The organism is Massilia sp. (genome assembly GCF_046293535.1).
Lineage (GTDB): Bacteria > Pseudomonadota > Gammaproteobacteria > Burkholderiales > Burkholderiaceae_D > Telluria.
This window is the reverse complement of the sequence record NZ_JBKBOV010000008.1, coordinates 1-17,505: the sequence shown is the minus strand read 5'-3', so window position 1 is coordinate 17,505 and position 17,505 is coordinate 1. Positions and strand designations below refer to the sequence as shown.

Here is a 17,505-nt window from a genome sequence, read left to right as displayed (position 1 = left end):
ACTATGTCGCTCTTCAATATCTTCAACGTCTCCGGTTCGGCCATGAGCGCCCAGGCGCAGCGCCTGAATACCGTGGCCTCCAACCTGGCAAATGCCGACAGCGCCACCAGCTCCACCGGCGAAGCCTACCGCGCCAAGGCGGTCGTGTTCGAAGCCGTGCCCCAGCAGTCCGGCGCCACCGGCGTGCGCGTGCGCGAAGTGGTCGAGGACCCGTCGCCGCTCAAGCAGGTCTACGACCCCAAGCACCCGCTGGCCGACGAGAAGGGCTATGTGGCCATGCCCAACGTGAACGTGGTGGACGAGATGGTCAACATGCTGTCGGCTTCGCGCTCCTACCAGACCAACGTCGAGACCATGAACGCGGCCAAGACCATGCTGCTCAAGACCCTGACCCTCGGTCAATAAGAACCCATCAGCCTTGACCACCCATGACAACGATTAACACCGCCAACCCGGGCGCCAACGTCAGCGACCTGATGTCGACCATGAACGGCAAGAAGGCCCAAGTCGACAGCGTCCAGGCCGACACCGACAAGTTCATGACCCTGCTGGTGACCCAGTTGAAGAACCAGGACCCGCTGAATCCGCTCGACAACGCCCAGGTCACCAGCCAGCTGGCCCAATTGTCGACCGTCACCGGCGTCAACAAGCTCAACGCCACCCTGGAGTCGCTCAAGAGCAGCTACCAGTCGGCCGAAGCGATGCAGGCGACCAACCTGATCGGCCACGGCGTGCTGGTCGAGGGCTACAAGCTGGGCCTCCAGGATGGCAAGGCCATCCTCGGCGTCGAACTCGACAGCGCGGCCGACAAGGTGCAGGTGGTCATCACCAGCAACACCACCGGCAAGGAAGTCGCCACCATTGACCTGGGCGCCCAGGAAGCCGGCGTCGTGCCGATCGCCTGGGACGGCGTGCCCGACCCGGAGAAGCTCGACGCCGACGGCAAGCCGATCGTGCTGCCGAACGGCACCTATACCTACAAGGTGGTGGCGACCCGCGGCGGCGAAGAACTGAAGGATGCGCGCACCCTGTCGTTCGACAGCGTCGCCAGCGTCACCACGGGCGGCAAGGACGGCATCAAGCTGAACCTGCCGGTCAAGGGCGCCGTCACGATGGCCGATATCAAACAAGTCCTGTAAGCCGAGCCGCTTACTTCACCTCTCTCCAGGAGTAAAACATGTCTTTCCAGCAAGGTCTGAGCGGCTTGAACGGTGCAGCCAAATCCCTCGATGTCATCGGCAACAACATCGCCAACGCGAGCACGGTCGGCTTCAAGGGTTCGACCACCCAGTTCGCCGACGTCTACGCCAACTCGCTCAACGGCGCCGGCGGCATCTCGGCCGGCATCGGCGTGAAGGTGGCGAACATCGCCCAGCAGTTCACGCAAGGTAACGTCGAAGCCTCGAACAACCCGCTCGACATCGCCATCAACGGCGCCGGCTTCTTCCGTACCGAAGCCTCGGGCATGGTGCAGTACAGCCGCAACGGCCAGTTCTCGCTGGACAAGAACGGCTTCCTGATCAACGCGCAGGGCGCCAAGCTGACCGGCTATGGCCTGAACCCGAACGGCCAGCTGGTGGCCGGCGCCCCGACCCCGCTGCAGATCGATACCTCCGACCTGGCGCCGGTGAAGACCGAAAGCGTGCGCATGGAGCTGAACCTCGATTCGCGAAGCCTGAATCCGACCAATGCGCCGTTCAAGGCGGATGACCCGACCACCTACAACAAGCAGACCCCGATGAGCGTGTACGACACGCTGGGCAATGCGCACGTGCTGTCGACCTTCTACGTCAAGACCGGCCCGGGCAGCTGGGACGTGTACGCCGCCAACAATGGCACCGAAGTGACCAACCTGAAGGTGGCCGCTGCCGCCACCGGCAGCACGCCGGCGCATGCCGCGGTGAACACCGCGCGCGCCAACTGGGAAGCTGCGACCAAGGCCGTGCCGCCGGTGCCGGCCACCATCAGCGCCGCCCTGAGCGCCTATGCCACCGCCGCGTCCGGCATGGTGTCGGCCGCCGCCGGCGGCGCCGGCGGCACCGCCGACAACCAGGCCGAGATCGCTACCGCGGCCGCGAATGCCGCGGCGGTGCCGGGCGCAACGGCGGAACAGGTCGACGCGGCCATGGCCAAGGTCATCAAGGTGCCCGCCGTCCCGGTCGGCAAGCTGGTGTTCGATGCGAACGGCGCCCTGAACAAGGTCGACTCGACCGCCGCCGGCAAGCTGGCGGTGACCCTCCCGGTCTACCCGTCGACCGGTTCCGAACTGACCCTGCCGCTCACCATCGACTACGACGGCACCACCCAGTACGGCACCGTCACCAGCGAGAAAAAGCTGATCCAGGACGGCTACGCGGCCGGCAACCTGCAGCGCTTCACCACCGGCCAGGACGGCACCATCCTGGGCCAGTACAGCAACGGCCAGACCAAGCCGCTGGGTCAGGTGATCCTGGCCAACTTCACCAACCCGAACGGCCTCGAGCCGCTGGGCAACAATGCCTGGGCCGAATCGGCCAGCTCGGGCGTGCCGCTGCTTGGCACCCCGAACTCGGGCAGCTTCGGCGTGCTGCAGCAATCGGCGGTGGAGAGCTCGAACGTCGACCTGACCGCGGAACTGGTCAACATGATCACCGCGCAGCGCGTGTACCAGGCGAATGCGCAGACCATCAAGACGCAGGATTCGGTGTTGCAGACCCTCGTCAATTTGCGTTAATTCATACGTGAGTTGAACGCGCGGTCGGCGAAGCCGAACACCCTACGGCGCCGCGGGTTTTTGTAGGGTGGTCGGCTCTGCCGACCGCGCGTTCAACCAGCCGCAGAGCAGCCGCAACAAGGAGTAACAAGAATGGACCGCCTGATCTACACCGCCGCCAGCGGCGCCAAGCACATCCTGGAACAGCAGGCCACCACCTCGAACAACCTGGCCAACGTGAACACCACGGGCTTTCGTGCCCAGCTGGACGTGTTCCGCGCCGTGCCGGTGCAGAGCGAAGGCCTGCCGACGCGCGCCTTCGTGGTCAATTCGACCCCGGCGGCCGACTTCACCCCGGGCGCGCTGCAGATCACCGGACGCGAGCTCGACGTCGCCGTCAAGGGCCAGGGCTGGTTCGCGGTGCAGATGCCGGACGGCACCGAGGCCTACACCCGCAACGGCTCCCTGCAGACCAGCCAGAACGGCCTGCTCACCACCGCCGGCGGCGCCACCATCGCCGGCGAGGGCGGCCCGATCACCATTCCGCCCGACGTCACCGTCACCGTGGGCGGCGACGGCACCATTTCGACCATCTCCACCACCGACCAGCCGGCGGCCGCCAACATCCTGGGCCGGCTCAAGCTCGTGAATCCCCCGGCGGAGAACATGGTGCGCGGCGACGACGGCCTGTTCCGCCTGAAGGACGGCGGCACGGCGCAGGCCGACCCGCTCGTCACCGTGGCCGGCGGCGCCCTCGAGGGCAGCAACGTCAGCGCGGTCGATTCGATGGTGAACATGATCAGCCTGGCACGTTCCTTCGAGACCCAAATGAGCCTGTTGAAGAACGCCGAGAATAACGCGGCGAAAGCCACCCAGATCCTCGCTTTGAATTGATAGTTGCTCCAGCATAATTCTCCTGTACGTGGCGGACTTCGTCCGTCGCCAAAAGGAGAATCCCATGATCCGTTCGCTGTTTATCGCCAAGACCGGCCTCGAAGCGCAGCAAACCAACCTCGACGTCATCTCGAACAACCTCGCCAACGTGAGCACGAGCGGTTTCAAGCGCTCGCGTGCGGTGTTCGAGGACCTGCTGTACCAGAACATCCGCCAGCCCGGCGCCCAGTCCTCGCAGCAGAACAACCTGCCGTCGGGCCTGCAGATCGGCACCGGCGTGCGCACCGTCGCCACCGAGCGCATCCACACGCAGGGCAACCCGCAGCTGACCGGCAATTCGAAAGACGTGATGGTCAACGGTTCGGGTTTCTTCCCGGTCCTGATGCCGGACGGCACCCAGGCCTATACCCGTGACGGCTCCTTCCAGACCGACCAGAACGGCCAGCTGGTCACCTCCAGCGGCTTCGTGGTCCAGCCCGCCATCACCATCCCGGCCAATGCCGAATCCTTCACCGTCGGCCGCGACGGCACGGTGTCGGTGAAGCTGCCGGGCACCGTGGCGCCGACCCAGATCGGTTCGCTGCAGCTGGCCACCTTCATCAACCCGGCCGGGCTGGAATCGCGCGGCGAGAACCTGTACGTCGAAACCGGCGCTTCGGGCAATCCGAACCTGAACGTGCCGGGCACCAACGGCGCGGGCGTGCTGATGCAGGGCTATGTCGAATCGTCGAACGTGAACGTGGTCGAGGAGATGGTCAACATGATCCAGACCCAGCGCGCCTACGAGATCAACAGCAAGGCCATCACCACCTCCGACCAGATGCTGCAGAAGCTGGCGCAGCTGTAATACGAACATGCGCATGAAATCCTTCTTCGCCGCGGCCGCGCTGGCCGCCATTGCCGGGTGCTCGACCACCCCGAGCACCATCGTGCAGGGCCCGACGTCGAGCCGTCCGATGCTGGTCCAGGCCGCGCCCGCGACCGACGGGGCGATCTACAACGCGGGCAGCTACCGCCCGATGTTCGAAGACCGGCGCGCGCGCCACATCGGCGACCTGCTGACGGTGAACATCAGCGAGCGCACCTCGGCCGGCAAGTCGGGCGCCAGCACCGGCAGCAAGTCGGGCAGCGCCAGCTTCGCGGTGCCGGGCCCGCTGCAGGCGCGCATCGGCGCGAACGTCGGCCTCGAAGGCGCGAACAAGTTTGCCGACGCCGACACCCAGAGCGCCTCGAACAACTTCACCGGCATGCTCGGTGTCACGGTCACCGAAGTGCTCCCCAACGGCAACCTGATCGTCGCCGGCGAGAAACAGGTGGCGATGAACAAGGGCGTCGAGTTCATCCGCTTCTCGGGCATAGTGGCGCCGGACACCATCCAGCCCGGCAACATCGTCTCGTCGACCGTGATCGCCGACGCCAGGGTCGAATACCGTACCAACAGCCGCGTCGACAAAGCCGAGCTGAGCAATATGTTCTCGCGCTTCTTCCAGTCGATGCTGCCGTTCTGAGGACCGTTGTCATGAAATTCGCTTCCACCGCCTTGATTTGCGCCGCGCTGCTCGGGGCCGCCCCGTTGGCCCAGGCCGAGCGCATCAAGGACCTCGCCAGCATCGCCGGCGTGCGCCAGAACCAGCTGTCGGGCTACGGCATCGTCGTGGGCCTGGACGGCACCGGCGACCAGACCAGTCAAACACCCTTCACCGTGCAGTCGATCCAGGCGATGCTGCAGCAGAAGGGCGTCAACCTGCCGCCGGGCGTGCAGTTGCAGCTGAAGAACGTCGCGGCCGTGATGGTCACCACCTCGCTGCCGGCCTTCGCCCAGCCGGGCCAGACCATCGACATCACCGTGTCCTCGATCGGCAACGCGAAGAGCCTGCGCGGCGGCACCCTGCTCATGACGCCGCTGCACGGCGCCGACGGCCAGGTGTACGCCATGGCCCAGGGCAACGTGCTGGTCGGCGGCGTCGGCGCCCAGGCCGGCGGCGCCCAGGTGCAGGTCAATCACCTTTCCGTCGGCAAGATCTCGGGCGGCGCCACCGTCGAGCGCGCCGTCGCGTCGAACCTCGGCGCGGACAACCAGATCCGCCTCGAGCTGAACCAGACCGATTTCTCGACCGCCGCCCGGGTGGTCGAAGCCATCAACGACCAGTTCGGCGCCGGCATCGCCACCGCCCTGGACGGCCGCGTGATCCGCGTGCGCACCCCGTCCTCGAGCGACCAGCGGGTGGCTTTCATCGGCCAGCTGGAAAGCATCGACGTGTCGCGCGCCAGGGACGCGGCGAAGGTGATCATGAATGCGCGCACCGGTTCGGTCGTGATGAACCAGGCCGTGATGCTGGAAAGCTGCGCGATCTCGCACGGCAACCTGACCGTGACGGTGGGCGCCGAGACCAGCGTCAGCCAGCCGGCCCCGGGCTCGCTGGGCGGCACCGCCGTCACCCGCAACAATTCGGTCGACGTCAAGAAGGACCCGGGCCGCGTCCTGATGGTCAAGGGCGGCGCCTCGCTGGCCGAAGTGGTGAAGGCCATGAATTCGATCGGCACCACGCCGCAAGACCTGCTGGCCATCCTGCAGGCGCTCAAGGCCGCCGGTTCGCTGCGCGCCGAACTCGAAATCATTTAACGCACTCCAGATACCATGATCGGCTCTCCCTCCACCGACCTGACCAGCAAGTTTGCCCTCGACACCAAGGGCCTGGGCGAACTCAAGCAAGGCGCCAGGAACGGCTCGCCCGCCGCGCTGAAGGAAGCGGCCACGCAGTTCGAAGCCATGTTCATCAACATGATGATGAAGAGCATGCGCGAAGCGACCCCGCAGGAGGGGATCATGGACAACCAGCAGAGCAAGATGTTCACGGGGATGCTGGACCAGCAGCTGAGCCAGAACCTGGCCAAGCGCGGCATGGGCCTGGCCGACGTGCTGACCCGCCAGCTGACCGCGAACCAGATGGGCGCGCAGGCGCTGGCGATCGGCGCCGACGGCAGCGCGTATGCCGCCGCGGCCGGCAAGGCCGCCGCCGCGGCATCGAGCATGGCGCCGCTCGACGGCAGCATGCGTCCGGGCATGGACGCGGCGACCATGATCAAGACCGGCGCCACCCAGCCGGGCGCGCCGGTGCTGCCCCTGACCACCGCCAGCGGCCGGGTCCAGCCGGCCCACGTGCGCGCCTTCCAGGAAAAGCTGCATGTCCACGCGGCCGAGGCCGAGCGCGCCACCGGCGTGCCGGCCAAGTTCATGCTCGGCCAGGCGGCGCTGGAAAGCGGCTGGGGCAAGCGCATGATCCGCAACGCCGACGGCACCAGCAGCAACAACCTGTTCGGCATCAAGGCCGGCCCCGGCTGGAAGGGCAAGGTTGCCACCGCCGTGACCACCGAGTACGTCAACGGCGTGGCGCGCCAGAAAGTGGAGCGCTTCCGCGCCTACGACACGCCGGCGGACTCGTTCAAGGACTACGCCAACCTGCTGGCCAAGAATCCGCGCTACGAAAAAGTGCTGGACAGCGGCGGCGACGCCGCGGCCTTCGCCCAAGGACTGCAGCGCGCCGGCTATGCCACCGATCCGCAGTATGCGGCCAAGCTGACCCGCGTGATCAAGAATTCATTGGCCTGATGTTCGTAGGGTGGGCGGGTTCCCCGCCCACGCGGCGATTGTTATCGGCTCCGCTCTCGTGCTCAATGATCTTGCCGCCAACTATCACCGCGTGGGCGGGAGACCCGCCCACCCTACGAACAGCCGAATCAAGTTTTCAGTTTTGCTGCCGTAGATAGAACTGTTAAGAAGGAAAAATAATGTCCGGTAACCTCCTCAGCATTGGCAAGAGCGGCCTGTTCGCGGCACAGGCGGGCCTGTCGACGACCGGCCATAACATCACCAACGCCGGCGTGGCCGGCTACAACCGCCAGGTGGTGGTGCAGGCCACCGCCCCGATGCTCGATACCGGCGTGGGCTTCCAGGGCACCGGCACCCAGATTTCCCAGATCAAGCGCTACAGCGACGAATTCCTGAACTCGCAGGTGCGTACCGCCCAGGCCAGCAAGAGCGGCCTCGATTCGTACCACAGCCAGATCAGCCAGATCGACAACATGCTGGCCGACCAGACCGCCGGCCTGTCGCCGTCGCTGCAGGGCTTCTTCAAGGGCATCCAGAACATGGCCGCGAACCGCGCCTCGGTGCCCTCGCGCGACTCGATGCTGACCGCCGCCGACACCCTGGCGACGCGCTTCCAGGCCCTCGATGCGCGCCTGGAAGAGATCCGCGAAGGCGTCAACAGCACCGTCCAGACCAGCGTCACCCTGATCAACTCCTATGCCCAGCAGATCGCCGACCTGAACGACAAGATCGGCAGCTTCGCCTCGGCCCAGCAGCACGCGCCGAACGACCTGCTCGACAAGCGCGACCAGCTGGTGATGGAACTGAACACCCAGGTCAAGGCCAGCGTCATGCCCGGGGATAACAACAGCCTGACAGTCTCGATCGGCAGCGGCCAGCCGCTGGTGGTGGGGGCACGCAGCTTCCAGCTGGCGGCCACCAAGTCGCCTTTCGACCAGACGCGCGTGGAAGTGGGCTACGTAACCGGCAGCAAAGTGACCGTGCTGGCCGATAACGCCCTGTCCGGCGGCACGCTCGGCGGCGCCCTCGATTTCCGCGCCAGGAGCCTCGATCCGGCCCAGAGCGCCATGGGCAAGCTCGCGATCGGCCTGGCCATCGAATTCAACGCCCAGCACAAGCTCGGCCTCGACCAGAACGGCGTGGCGGGCAAGGAATTCTTCAGCGTGGCGCCGGCCTACGTGGGCAAGAACATCAACAACGCGCTGTCCAGCACCACCGCGGTGCAGGCCAAGGTGAGCGACCCGGGCAAGCTGGCCGACAGCGACTACAAGATCGAGTTCGACGGCAGCAACTACAACGTGATCCGCCTGTCGGACAACAAGTCGACCGCGGTCACGCCCTACGACGCTGCCGGCACCACGGTGAGCATCGACGGCATCGACTTCACGATTTCCGGCCTGGCCGCCAAGGACGACGAATTCCTGGTGCGCCCGACCATCGGCGGGGCCGCCAACTTCAACCTGCTGGTCGGGCACGTCGGGGAGATCGCCGCCGCCGCGCCGATCGTCACCAGCGAGCCGCTCAGCAACACCGGCAACGCCAAGATCAGCGAAAGCAAGGTCGACGCGAACTTCCTGAGCGGCGCCCCGGCGCTGCCCGTGACCCTGAGCTTCAACGGCGCCAGCGGCAACCTTTCGGGCTTCCCGCCCGGCAGCGCCGTGAGCGTGAAGGACAGCGCCGGCGTGGTGACCGACTACCCGGCGCCGGCCACCGGCGTGCCCTTCGCGGCCGGTTCCACCTACACCTTCGGCGGCATCAGCGTGACGATGAAGGGCGCGCCCGGCAACGGCGACACCTTCACCATCGCCGGCAATGCGGGTGGCGTGGGCGACACCCGCAACATCGGCCTGCTGGGCGACCTGCAGACCAAGAACATCTTCAACAACGGCAGCGCCACGATCCAGTCCTCGTACGCGCAGCTGGTCAGCACGGTCGGCAACAAGACCCGCGAAGTGCAGGTCAACGGCAGCGCGGCCGGCGCGCTGCTGACCCAGGCCAAGGCCAGCGCCGCCGACGTCTCGGGCGTGAACCTGGACGAAGAGGCCACCAACCTGATCAAGTACCAGCAGGCCTACCAGGCCGCGGGCAAGGTCATGCAGATCGCCGGCACCATTTTCGACACCCTGCTGTCGATCGGCCGCTAACAGGCAACGAACACGTAACGAGAGACGCCCATGCGCATCAGCACCCAGTCGATCTACAACAACGCCACCTCGCAGCTCAACACGCTGCAGAGCGCCCTGGCGCGCACCCAGAACCAGCTCTCGACCAACCGCCGCATCCTGACCCCGGCCGACGACCCGGTGGCCTCGGCGCGCGCCCTGGAAGTGAGCCAGTCGAAGGAGATGAACAGCCAGTTCGCCACCAACCGCGCCAACGCGCGTTCTTCGCTGTCGATGGTCGAAGGCGCGCTGCAGAATGCCGGCAACCTGCTGCAGGACATCCAGCAGCTGGCGGTCAATGCCGGCAACGGCACCATGCTGCCGCAAGACCGCGAGGCCCTCGCCACCGAGCTGGAAGGCCGCCTGGAAGACCTGCTGGGGGTGGCCAACACCACCGACGGGGCAGGGGGCTTCCTGTTCTCCGGCTACATGGCGACCACCCAGCCCTTCACCCGCACCCCGGCCGGCGCCGCCTACCAGGGCGACCAGGGCCAGCGCCAGCTGCAGGTGGGCGCCTCGCGCAAGATCCCGCTGTCGGCCTCGGGCACCGCCGTGTTCGAGAACAACCCGACCGGCAACGGCGTCTTCCAGACCCAGGCCGACAAGAACAACAAGGGCGCCGCCATCATCTCCTCGGGGGCGGTGGTCGACCGGCCGCAAGCCAACCTGGGACGCAGCTACGAGCTCACGTTCACCGTGACCGGCACCCCGGCCGTCACCACCTACACGGTGGTGGACAGCGCCACCGGCACCGCCGTCCCGGGCCACGAGAACCAGACCTACGAGCCGGGCAAGACGCTCAGCTTCGGCGGCCTGAGCTTCGACATCAAGGGCGAGCCGGCCGACGCCGACGTGTTCACGGTGGAGCCGAGCAAGAAGCAGTCGGTGTTCAGCACCGTGACCGACCTGATCGGCGCGCTGCGCGCCCCGGCCGATGGCTCGACCGGCAAGGCGGCGCTGACCAACAACCTGAACACGGCGCTGGACAACCTCAAGTCGGCCCACGACAACGTGCTGACCGTGCAGGCCTCGGTCGGCGCGCACATGAAGGAACTCGACTACCTCGACAGCGCCGGGGACGACCTCGACATCCAGTACGCGGCCACCCTGGGCGATTTGCAGGACCTGGACATGGTCAAGGCGATTTCCGACTTCTCCATGCAGCAAACCACGCTGCAGGCGGCGCAGATGTCGTTCAAGACAATGTCGGGGCTGTCGCTCTTCAATTACCTGTAGGCGAGGCTAATCAAGGCATTCGAAGCCGGCGTAAAGCCGGCTTTTTTTTGGCGCTGTTCCCGAGAACAGCGCCTTTTTATTAGCGCGGTTGCGCCCGGTTTTCCATCTTCTTTTGGTAAGACTTGAAGCTCGGCTGTTTGTGTGCTCGGCTCGTATTGATACCCCCATGACGAGGGGAAAGTCAGCTTGCGTACTGCCTGCAAACCCGGGCGGGCGTGCATATTTTTATGACGAACGCATGAAGCTGATGTAACAGCCTTGCCCATCAAGTAACAAAACGTATCAATTTTGCGACGAAACTCGGCGCTATCCAGCGTGCATATCAAAAAAACCTTGTTGTGCCTTTGCGCCAAAGCAATGTTATGTAAGAGTATTTGTTCGTATTGCTCAACAGCAGCATGTAAAGCTGCAAGCAATACGGCGTTACTAGAAAAATTCTTTGTCCAGGAGTCGTTTTGAAGCACAAGAGTACTTTTAACAAGAGCGCGATTGCTGTCGCTCTGAGCATGGCCTTCCCGGCATTCGTCGGCGCACAGGAAGCACCGCCGATCGAGACGCAAAAGATGCAGCGCGTGGAAGTGACCGGTTCGAGCATCAAGCGCACCCAAGCCGAAGCCGCCGCCGCGATCCACGTCCTGAACCGCGACGACATCGAGAAGACCGGCGAATCGACCGCCCTGGGCATCCTGACTTCCACCGCCTCGGTCTATGCCGGCAGCAACTCGGCAACCGCCAGCTCGGGCAGCTTCGCGACCGGTTCCTCGTCCGCCTCCTCGCGCGGCCTGAGCAAGGTTGCCACCCTGGTGCTGGTCAACGGCCGCCGCATCGCGCCTTACGGCCTGTTCGACAATGCCCAGGAAAGCTTCACCAACCTCGACGCCATCCCGGCCGACGCGATCGAGCGCGTCGAAGTCTTCAAGGACGGCGCATCGGCAATCTACGGCTCCGACGCGATCGCATCGGTCATCAACTTCGTCCTGCGCAAGGACTTCACCGGCTTCCGTATCCGCGGCGGCTACCGCGAATCGGAACACCTGAAGGACAACCGTAACCGCAACCTGTCCTTCATCGCAGGCTGGGGCGACATCGACACCAACGGTTTCAACACCTACGTCACCGCCGAAGTCTACAAGCGCGACGGCTACAGCACCGGCGACCTGCGCCCGTACTACCCGGACTGGCACCGCCTGACCCCGGGCCGCTCGACCTGGGACGCGAAGAGCGCCTTCTCGCCGACCGGTAACTACTACACCAGCGCGTCCAACTACGTGGCGGCCCCTGGCTGCCCGGCCGGCGCCATCGATCCGACCGACAAGCTGTGCAAGATGGACATCCTGCCGTACAGCGGCCTGAGCACCGACAACAAGCGCTACGCCCTCACCAGCGTCACCAGCTTCCGCATCGGCAAGGACATCGACGCCAGCTTCGAGGTCATGCACGCCGGCGCCGAGAACGACTACATCGTCACGCCGTTCAACATGAGCAACGGCAGCACCACCACCTCGTCCTCGATCTGGTACAACGTGATGGAAGGCAAGATGGTGGGTCCGTTCTCGTACCCGAAGCTGCCGGTCGGCCATCCGAAGAACCCGTACAACTACCCGGTTGAATACCGTGCCCGCCTGATGGACACCGGCGACGGCTTCAACTTCAACACCACCGACAGCGAGCAGTCGCGCGTGATGCTGACCCTGAACGGCACCTACGCCGGCTGGGACTGGAAATCGGCCGCAGGCTGGATGAAGTCGACCGCCAACAAGGCAACCCGCGCCGTCAGCGCCAAGGGCTACGTCGACGCGATCGTCAACAACAAGTACAAGTTCGGCCAGCAGAACGACCCGGCGCTGCTGAACGCGATGTTCCCGGTCCGTACCACCGACGGCGAAGCAACCATCAAGTTCTTCGACGCCACCGTGACCCGCGAAGTCATGCAACTGCCGGCAGGTCCGCTGAGCGTTGCAATCGGCACCGACATCCGTAACACCGCCCACCGCATGGCGAGCTCGGACAACGTGCTGCGCGGCGAGCTGGTCGGCATCTTCGGCCTGCAGGTCGACGACAAGGTCAACCAGTACGCGCTGTTCACCGAAGCCCGCGTGCCGCTGACCAAGAAGCTGGTGCTGGACGCCGCAGCCCGCCTGGACAAGTCGGACAACCAGGACGCGCACGTGTCGCCGAAGCTGGGCCTGAAGTACACCGTCACCGACAGCCTGTTGCTGCGCGCGACCGCTTCGGGCGGCTTCCGCGCACCGAACGTGGTCGAATCGGGTAACGGCCTGGGCCGCTCCTCGGTGGCCACCAGCGTCAACGATCCGAAGCGCTGCCCGATCGCCAACCAGCTGAACGCTCTGGTGCAGAACGCACCGAACGCCACCAGCGCGGACAAGACCCAGGCCAACAGCTTCCGCAACGCGGAATGCGTGGGCGGCCTGCCGAGCTTCGTGTCGTCGAACCCGGACCTGAAGCCGGAAACCTCGCGTTCGCTGACCGCCGGCGTGGTGTTCGAGCCGATCAAGAACTGGAGCGCGGGCCTGGACTACTACTTCATCGAGCGCCGTAACGAAATCGGCAGCCGTGCGGTGGTCGACATCCTGCGCGGCGAAGACGCCCTGCCGGCTGGCCAGCTGGTCCGTATCGACAGCAGCGCCAACGACAACCAGTTCCTGGCTCTGGCGAAGAAGTATGCTCCGAACACGACCCTGGCCTACCCGGTCGGTCAGCTGGGCATGATCTACAACCCGTACGTCAACAGCGGCCGTACCCGCGTGCAGGGCTTCGACTTCGACGGCAAGGGCCGCTTCAGCGTGCTGGGCCAGACCGTGCGCCTGGGCCTCGAGGGCAGCTATGTCTGGAAATTCCAGACCTTCAGCGTCACCGACAACGCCTACGGTCCGAACGAAACCGGCACCTACGACTACGGTTCGCGCCTGACCATGGTGGCCAAGGCCTACATGAAGCAAGGTGACTTCGACCACGCCGTCACCGCCAACTTCGCCAGCGGCTACAGCACCAACAGCATTGCGCAACCGACCTACTGCAAGACCCAGAACGTGGCTGCCCAGTACATGGACACCTGCGGCCGCGTCGGCAGCAACACCACCTGGAACTATGCGCTGGCCTACACGGGCATCCCGCACGTCAAGCTGAACGCCTACGTCGACAACGTCTTTGGTCGCGAAGCGCCGATCAACTGGCGCGGTGGCTGGGCCCAGCAGTTCCGCCGCTTCGGCATCGCTGCGAGCTACACCTACTGATCGCTTGATCGTCGGTAGATAGCAAAAGACCAGGCTTCGGCCTGGTCTTTTTTTTGAGGGTCAGGTCTGACATTCAGACACGAGCTCGGCCGTGGGTCTATGCTACTGACGAGGTCGTGTCCAAATGTCAGACCTGACCCCGGTTTGGTTTTAGTTGTGGATGTACTTGGTGAACACGTCGCTGAAATCGCGCTTGGTGTGGGTGTCGAACATGGCGGTGTTCAGGGCCGAGAGCAGGTCGCCGTAGACGCCGACGATGCCGTTTTCGCCGGGCGCCACGTTCAGCTTGTGTACCGAGGCCACGGCATCGAGCGCGCGCAGCGCGTTGTCGCGGCATACCGCGTTGCGGTGCTGCTGCTTGCCGATGGTGATCAAGGCCTTGTAGATGTCCTTGAGCTGTTCGATGTGGGTCTTCTTGACGTCGATCGAGAAGACCGTGCCGTCCAGGCTGAACTTGAGTTCGATGTCCATGTCCAGCGTGCCGGCGGTCTCGATGCTCACGCCCGAGATCTGGTGCGAGGCGTAGTCGTAGCGCTTGATCGAGCGCTTCGAGGACACGGCCGAATCGCCGTCCACGTGGATCAGCGCCAGGTTGGTGAAGCAGTACTCGTCCTTCTTGCTCTTGATGAGGAAGAAGATCTGTTCGCCGTCTTCGCTGAACAGATAGTCGTCCGCGTCCACCTTGTTGTAGTCGGCGGGACCGACGATGACGCCGATATCGCTGATGCCCAGTGCTTCCGCTGCCAGTTTCTTGAACATGATCGCCCTCGCGTGATGAAAGCAGCTACATTAGCACCATTTAATTACGGAAAATACTTTTCGACGCCGGAGGCGACAGCCGTTTGTCCGGGCACAAGCGCGCTCAGGGAGGGGACGTGCGGCCGGCTGCGCGCAGCGCTTTCAGTTCGCGGATCAGCCATTCGCGGCTGGGCACGGACTCGCCGCTGCCGCATTTGACCCGGTAGGGCTTGCCCGAGAAGCTGCTTTTCGACGCGGCGACGCCGATGAACTGCTCGGCGCTGGCGAGCGTCTCGCGGCGCTTCTCGATGTATTGCAGCTTACGCAGCAGGTGCTGGCGCGCTTCAGGGGCGCTGTGCCAGCTGCCGTTGCGCTCGAACTGGCAGTTCGACGCGCTCATCTTCGCCATCAGGGCGTCGATCTCGGCGCGGACGGCGGGCGGGGTGGGCGCGGCGGCCGCGCCCAGGGAGAGGACAGCCAGGACGCTGGCCGCGCGCAGTCGGTGGGTCGTCTTCATGCCGCTACCCTAGCCGAAAACCGCTTTCGCGGGCGCGCCGGACCGGCAAGCCGTATCGGTTCTAGCCTGGTGCGGCCTGCACGGGGTTCGGCGCCGCCGGCGCCGGCGGCGGCGCGGCATTGCGTATCGCCCCCGCGCGCGGCACCGCGCGCCCCTTCTCGATCCCCTCGTTGAACAGGTTCACGATCGGCATGCCGAGGTAGGGCATGGCCAGGCTCAGGGTCAGGAAGCCCACGCCCAGGGTCACCGGGAAGCCGATGCCGAAGATGTTCAGCTGGGGCGCGGCGCGCGTCAGGATGCCGAGGGCCACGTTGGTGACCAGCAGGGCGGCCACGATCGGCAGCGACAGCTGCAGCCCGGTGGAGAAGATCTTGCCGCCCCAGCGCGCCAATTCGAGCGGCGCGTTGCCCGAAAAGGGCGTGGCCGAGATCGGCAGCGTGTGGAAGCTTTCGGCCAGCGCCGCCAGCAGCACCAGGTGGGCGTTCACGGCCAGGAAGGCCATGGTCGCCACCAGCGTCAGGAACTGGGCCACCGCCGCCGAGCGGCCGCTGGTGGCCGGGTCGAAGAACACCGCGAAGCCCAGGCCCATGGTCATGCTGGCGACCTCGCCGGCGTATTCGATGGCGGCGAACACGATGCGCATCGCGAAGCCCATCGCCACGCCGATCAGGAGTTCCTTCACCAGGATCAGGATGCCGGCCCAGGAGCCCGGGTCGACCGCGGGAATCTCGGGCACGGTGGGGGCGATGACGCTGGCCAGCAGCACGCCGAGCGCCACCTTGATCGACATCGGCACGCCGGCATTGCCGAACAGCGGCGCGGCGGCGACCAGGCCGAGGATGCGCGTGAGCGGCCACAGCAGCCCCGCGATCCAGGCATTCATCTCGCCCGTGGTCAGGCTCAGCACGCGTGCGGTCCCCCTGTCAGCCGATCAGCCGCTCAGCCGATCAGGCCGGGAATACCGGTGAATACGCCGCGCATGTAGTCGAGCATCACCGACAGCATCCACGGCCCGGCCAGCACCAGGGCGATGAACACGCCGACCAGCTTGGGGATGAAGGACAGGGTCGCTTCGTTGATCTGGGTCGCGGCCTGGAAGATGGAGATGACCAGGCCGATGATCAGCGCCACCAGCAGCAACGGGGCGGAGACCATCAGCGTGATCTCCATCGCGGTGCGGCCCATGGTCATGACGGATTCGGGAGTCATGTGCGTTGTCCTAATAAAAACTCTGGGTCAGCGAACCCAGCAGTAACTGCCAGCCGTCGACCAGCACGAACAGCATCAGCTTGAACGGCAGCGAAATGACGGCGGGCGACATCATCATCATACCCATGGCCATCAGCACCGAGGCCACCACCATGTCGATGATGAGGAAGGGGATGAAGATCGCGAAGCCGATCTGGAAGGCGGTCTTCAGCTCACTGGTCACGAAAGCCGGGATCAGGACCCGCAGCGGCACGTCCTCGGGGCCCTGCAGCGCGGGCGAGCGCGAGATCTTGACGAACAGCGCCAGGTCCGACTCGCGGGTCTGCTTGATCATGAATTCCTTGAACGGCACCACGCCCCGCTCGAGCGCCTCGCTCATCTGCATTTTGTTCTGCTGCAGCGGCAGGTAGGCCTCGGTATAGGCGCGATCAAAAGTAGGGCCCATCACGAAGAAGGTCAGGAACAGCGCCAGCCCGACCATCACCTGGTTGGGCGGCGCGGTCTGGGTGCCGAGCGCCTGGCGCAGCAGCGACAGCACGATGATGATGCGGGTGAACGCCGTCATCATCAGGAGCGCGGCCGGCAGGAAGGTCAGCGCGGTGAGCAGGATCAGGGTCTGGACCGGCAGCGAGTATTGCGTGCCGCCGCCGGGGGCCGGACTGGTGGTGAAGGCCGGGATGCCCGGCTGGGCCAGCACGGCCAGCGGCAGCAGCGCCAGGCAAGCCACGCCGGCGCCCAGCAGGAATTTCTTATTTCGCATTACGTTTGTCTATCGTGTTCTTGAGCCAGTCGCCGAAGCTGCCGGCGCCTGGCGTGTGCGGGGCGAGCGTGGCGCCATCGGCTTGCGCGCCTTCCTGGCGCGGCATGGTGGCCAGGGCATTCACCCGTCCCGGCGAAGCGCCGACGACGATCCACTGGTTGCCCACCTCGACCACCATGATCCGTTCGCGTCCGCCGATGTTGAGCGCGCCGACCAGCTTCACGTTGGCGCTGGCGCCCATGACGCGCGGGCCGAAACGTTTCATGAACCAGGCCAGGCCGATCAAGAGGCCGAGCACCAGCATCAGGGCCAGGATGGTCTGCAGCAGGCTGCCGGTGGCCGGCGCGCTCGCGGCCGGCATCACGACCTGGGGCGGACGCTGGGCGGGAGCGGGCGTGGCGGCTGCCGGCGCAGGGGGCGTAGCGGCTTGCTC

18 protein-coding genes are annotated in these 17,505 nt (G+C 65.4%); 11 read left to right on the top strand and 7 right to left on the bottom strand.

Annotated features, from left to right (window positions below):
• Positions 1–3 precede the first annotated feature (3 nt).
• From flgC to flgL, 10 genes are all read left to right on the top strand, one after another.
• Positions 4–405 (top strand): flagellar basal body rod protein FlgC, encoded by a 402-nt coding sequence (gene flgC, locus ACK4S9_RS06470; RefSeq protein WP_409723099.1) that lies wholly within the window; start codon positions 4–6, stop codon positions 403–405.
• Positions 406–428: 23 nt separating this feature from the next.
• Positions 429–1,139, top strand: coding sequence for a flagellar hook assembly protein FlgD (locus tag ACK4S9_RS06465; protein ID WP_409723096.1), 711 nt, complete (start codon positions 429–431; stop codon positions 1,137–1,139).
• A gap of 38 nt (positions 1,140–1,177) precedes the next feature.
• Positions 1,178–2,713, top strand: a complete 1,536-nt coding sequence (locus ACK4S9_RS06460) for a flagellar hook protein FlgE (protein ID WP_409723093.1) — start codon at positions 1,178–1,180, stop codon at positions 2,711–2,713.
• Between the two features lie 132 nt (positions 2,714–2,845).
• Complete coding sequence (gene flgF, locus ACK4S9_RS06455) at positions 2,846–3,586, top strand: flagellar basal-body rod protein FlgF (protein ID WP_409723090.1); 741 nt, start codon at positions 2,846–2,848, stop codon at positions 3,584–3,586.
• A 64-nt stretch (positions 3,587–3,650) separates the two neighbouring features.
• Complete coding sequence (flgG, locus tag ACK4S9_RS06450) at positions 3,651–4,433, top strand: flagellar basal-body rod protein FlgG (RefSeq protein WP_409723087.1); 783 nt, start codon at positions 3,651–3,653, stop codon at positions 4,431–4,433.
• Between the two features lie 13 nt (positions 4,434–4,446).
• Entirely contained in the window at positions 4,447–5,094 is a 648-nt protein-coding gene (locus ACK4S9_RS06445) for a flagellar basal body L-ring protein FlgH (protein WP_409723084.1), read from the top strand.
• Positions 5,095–5,105: 11 nt separating this feature from the next.
• Complete coding sequence (locus ACK4S9_RS06440; RefSeq protein ID WP_409723081.1) at positions 5,106–6,209, top strand: flagellar basal body P-ring protein FlgI; 1,104 nt, start codon at positions 5,106–5,108, stop codon at positions 6,207–6,209.
• A 15-nt stretch (positions 6,210–6,224) separates the two neighbouring features.
• A complete protein-coding gene (flgJ, locus tag ACK4S9_RS06435; protein ID WP_409723079.1) occupies positions 6,225–7,196 on the top strand; it encodes a flagellar assembly peptidoglycan hydrolase FlgJ in 972 nt (323 codons plus the stop codon).
• Positions 7,197–7,375: 179 nt separating this feature from the next.
• Entirely contained in the window at positions 7,376–9,340 is a 1,965-nt protein-coding gene (flgK, locus tag ACK4S9_RS06430; protein ID WP_409723076.1) for a flagellar hook-associated protein FlgK, read from the top strand.
• A gap of 30 nt (positions 9,341–9,370) precedes the next feature.
• The gene (gene flgL / locus ACK4S9_RS06425; RefSeq protein ID WP_409723073.1) at positions 9,371–10,594 is read left to right on the top strand and encodes a flagellar hook-associated protein FlgL; all 1,224 of its coding nucleotides are present in this window, start codon (positions 9,371–9,373) and stop codon (positions 10,592–10,594) included.
• Here the strand turns inward: flgL and ACK4S9_RS06420 are convergent.
• Positions 10,585–11,058 carry a hypothetical protein gene (locus tag ACK4S9_RS06420; RefSeq protein ID WP_409723071.1) on the bottom strand — a complete coding sequence of 158 codons (474 nt, stop codon included), beginning with the start codon at positions 11,056–11,058 and terminating at the stop codon, positions 10,585–10,587. The genes flgL and ACK4S9_RS06420 overlap by 10 nt on opposite strands.
• A 42-nt stretch (positions 11,059–11,100) precedes the next feature.
• Between ACK4S9_RS06420 and ACK4S9_RS06415 the strand changes: the two genes are divergently transcribed.
• A complete protein-coding gene (locus ACK4S9_RS06415; RefSeq protein ID WP_409723068.1) occupies positions 11,101–13,848 on the top strand; it encodes a TonB-dependent receptor plug domain-containing protein in 2,748 nt (915 codons plus the stop codon).
• 150 nt (positions 13,849–13,998) lie between these two features.
• On the opposite strand, the gene ACK4S9_RS06410 is transcribed toward ACK4S9_RS06415, so the two are convergent.
• From ACK4S9_RS06410 to fliO, 6 genes are all read right to left on the bottom strand, one after another.
• Positions 13,999–14,607, bottom strand: a complete 609-nt coding sequence (locus ACK4S9_RS06410) for a PH domain-containing protein (protein ID WP_409723065.1) — start codon at positions 14,605–14,607, stop codon at positions 13,999–14,001.
• Between the two features lie 103 nt (positions 14,608–14,710).
• On the bottom strand, positions 14,711–15,103 hold the full coding sequence (locus ACK4S9_RS06405; protein ID WP_409723062.1) for a DUF5329 family protein: 393 nt from the start codon (positions 15,101–15,103) through the stop codon (positions 14,711–14,713).
• Positions 15,104–15,164: 61 nt separating this feature from the next.
• Positions 15,165–16,010 carry a flagellar biosynthetic protein FliR gene (fliR, locus tag ACK4S9_RS06400; protein WP_409723059.1) on the bottom strand — a complete coding sequence of 282 codons (846 nt, stop codon included), beginning with the start codon at positions 16,008–16,010 and terminating at the stop codon, positions 15,165–15,167.
• Positions 16,011–16,042: 32 nt separating this feature from the next.
• Complete coding sequence (gene fliQ, locus ACK4S9_RS06395) at positions 16,043–16,312, bottom strand: flagellar biosynthesis protein FliQ (RefSeq protein ID WP_409723056.1); 270 nt, start codon at positions 16,310–16,312, stop codon at positions 16,043–16,045.
• 10 nt (positions 16,313–16,322) lie between these two features.
• The gene (gene fliP / locus ACK4S9_RS06390) at positions 16,323–17,072 is read right to left on the bottom strand and encodes a flagellar type III secretion system pore protein FliP (RefSeq protein ID WP_409723054.1); all 750 of its coding nucleotides are present in this window, start codon (positions 17,070–17,072) and stop codon (positions 16,323–16,325) included.
• On the bottom strand, positions 17,062–17,505 hold a 444-nt coding region (gene fliO, locus ACK4S9_RS06385; RefSeq protein ID WP_409723051.1), incomplete at its 5' end, for a flagellar biosynthetic protein FliO. The genes fliP and fliO, both read right to left, overlap by 11 nt.

Bases quoted from the DNA above. Each gene is read 5' to 3' on its own strand.
- ACK4S9_RS06415 (WP_409723068.1), top strand. From the start codon at position 11,101: ATGGCCTTCCCGGCATTCGTCGGCGCACAGGAAGCACCGCCGATCGAG.
- flgL (WP_409723073.1), top strand. From the start codon at position 9,371: ATGCGCATCAGCACCCAGTCGATCTACAACAACGCCACCTCGCAGCTC.
- ACK4S9_RS06410 (WP_409723065.1), bottom strand. From the start codon at position 14,607: ATGTTCAAGAAACTGGCAGCGGAAGCACTGGGCATCAGCGATATCGGC.
- fliQ (WP_409723056.1), bottom strand. From the start codon at position 16,312: ATGACTCCCGAATCCGTCATGACCATGGGCCGCACCGCGATGGAGATC.
- ACK4S9_RS06460 (WP_409723093.1), top strand. From the start codon at position 1,178: ATGTCTTTCCAGCAAGGTCTGAGCGGCTTGAACGGTGCAGCCAAATCC.
- flgF (WP_409723090.1), top strand. From the start codon at position 2,846: ATGGACCGCCTGATCTACACCGCCGCCAGCGGCGCCAAGCACATCCTG.
- flgK (WP_409723076.1), top strand. From the start codon at position 7,376: ATGTCCGGTAACCTCCTCAGCATTGGCAAGAGCGGCCTGTTCGCGGCA.
- ACK4S9_RS06405 (WP_409723062.1), bottom strand. From the start codon at position 15,103: ATGAAGACGACCCACCGACTGCGCGCGGCCAGCGTCCTGGCTGTCCTC.
- ACK4S9_RS06440 (WP_409723081.1), top strand. From the start codon at position 5,106: ATGAAATTCGCTTCCACCGCCTTGATTTGCGCCGCGCTGCTCGGGGCC.
- ACK4S9_RS06465 (WP_409723096.1), top strand. From the start codon at position 429: ATGACAACGATTAACACCGCCAACCCGGGCGCCAACGTCAGCGACCTG.
- fliP (WP_409723054.1), bottom strand. From the start codon at position 17,072: ATGCGAAATAAGAAATTCCTGCTGGGCGCCGGCGTGGCTTGCCTGGCG.
- ACK4S9_RS06445 (WP_409723084.1), top strand. From the start codon at position 4,447: ATGAAATCCTTCTTCGCCGCGGCCGCGCTGGCCGCCATTGCCGGGTGC.
- flgC (WP_409723099.1), top strand. From the start codon at position 4: ATGTCGCTCTTCAATATCTTCAACGTCTCCGGTTCGGCCATGAGCGCC.
- flgG (WP_409723087.1), top strand. From the start codon at position 3,651: ATGATCCGTTCGCTGTTTATCGCCAAGACCGGCCTCGAAGCGCAGCAA.
- flgJ (WP_409723079.1), top strand. From the start codon at position 6,225: ATGATCGGCTCTCCCTCCACCGACCTGACCAGCAAGTTTGCCCTCGAC.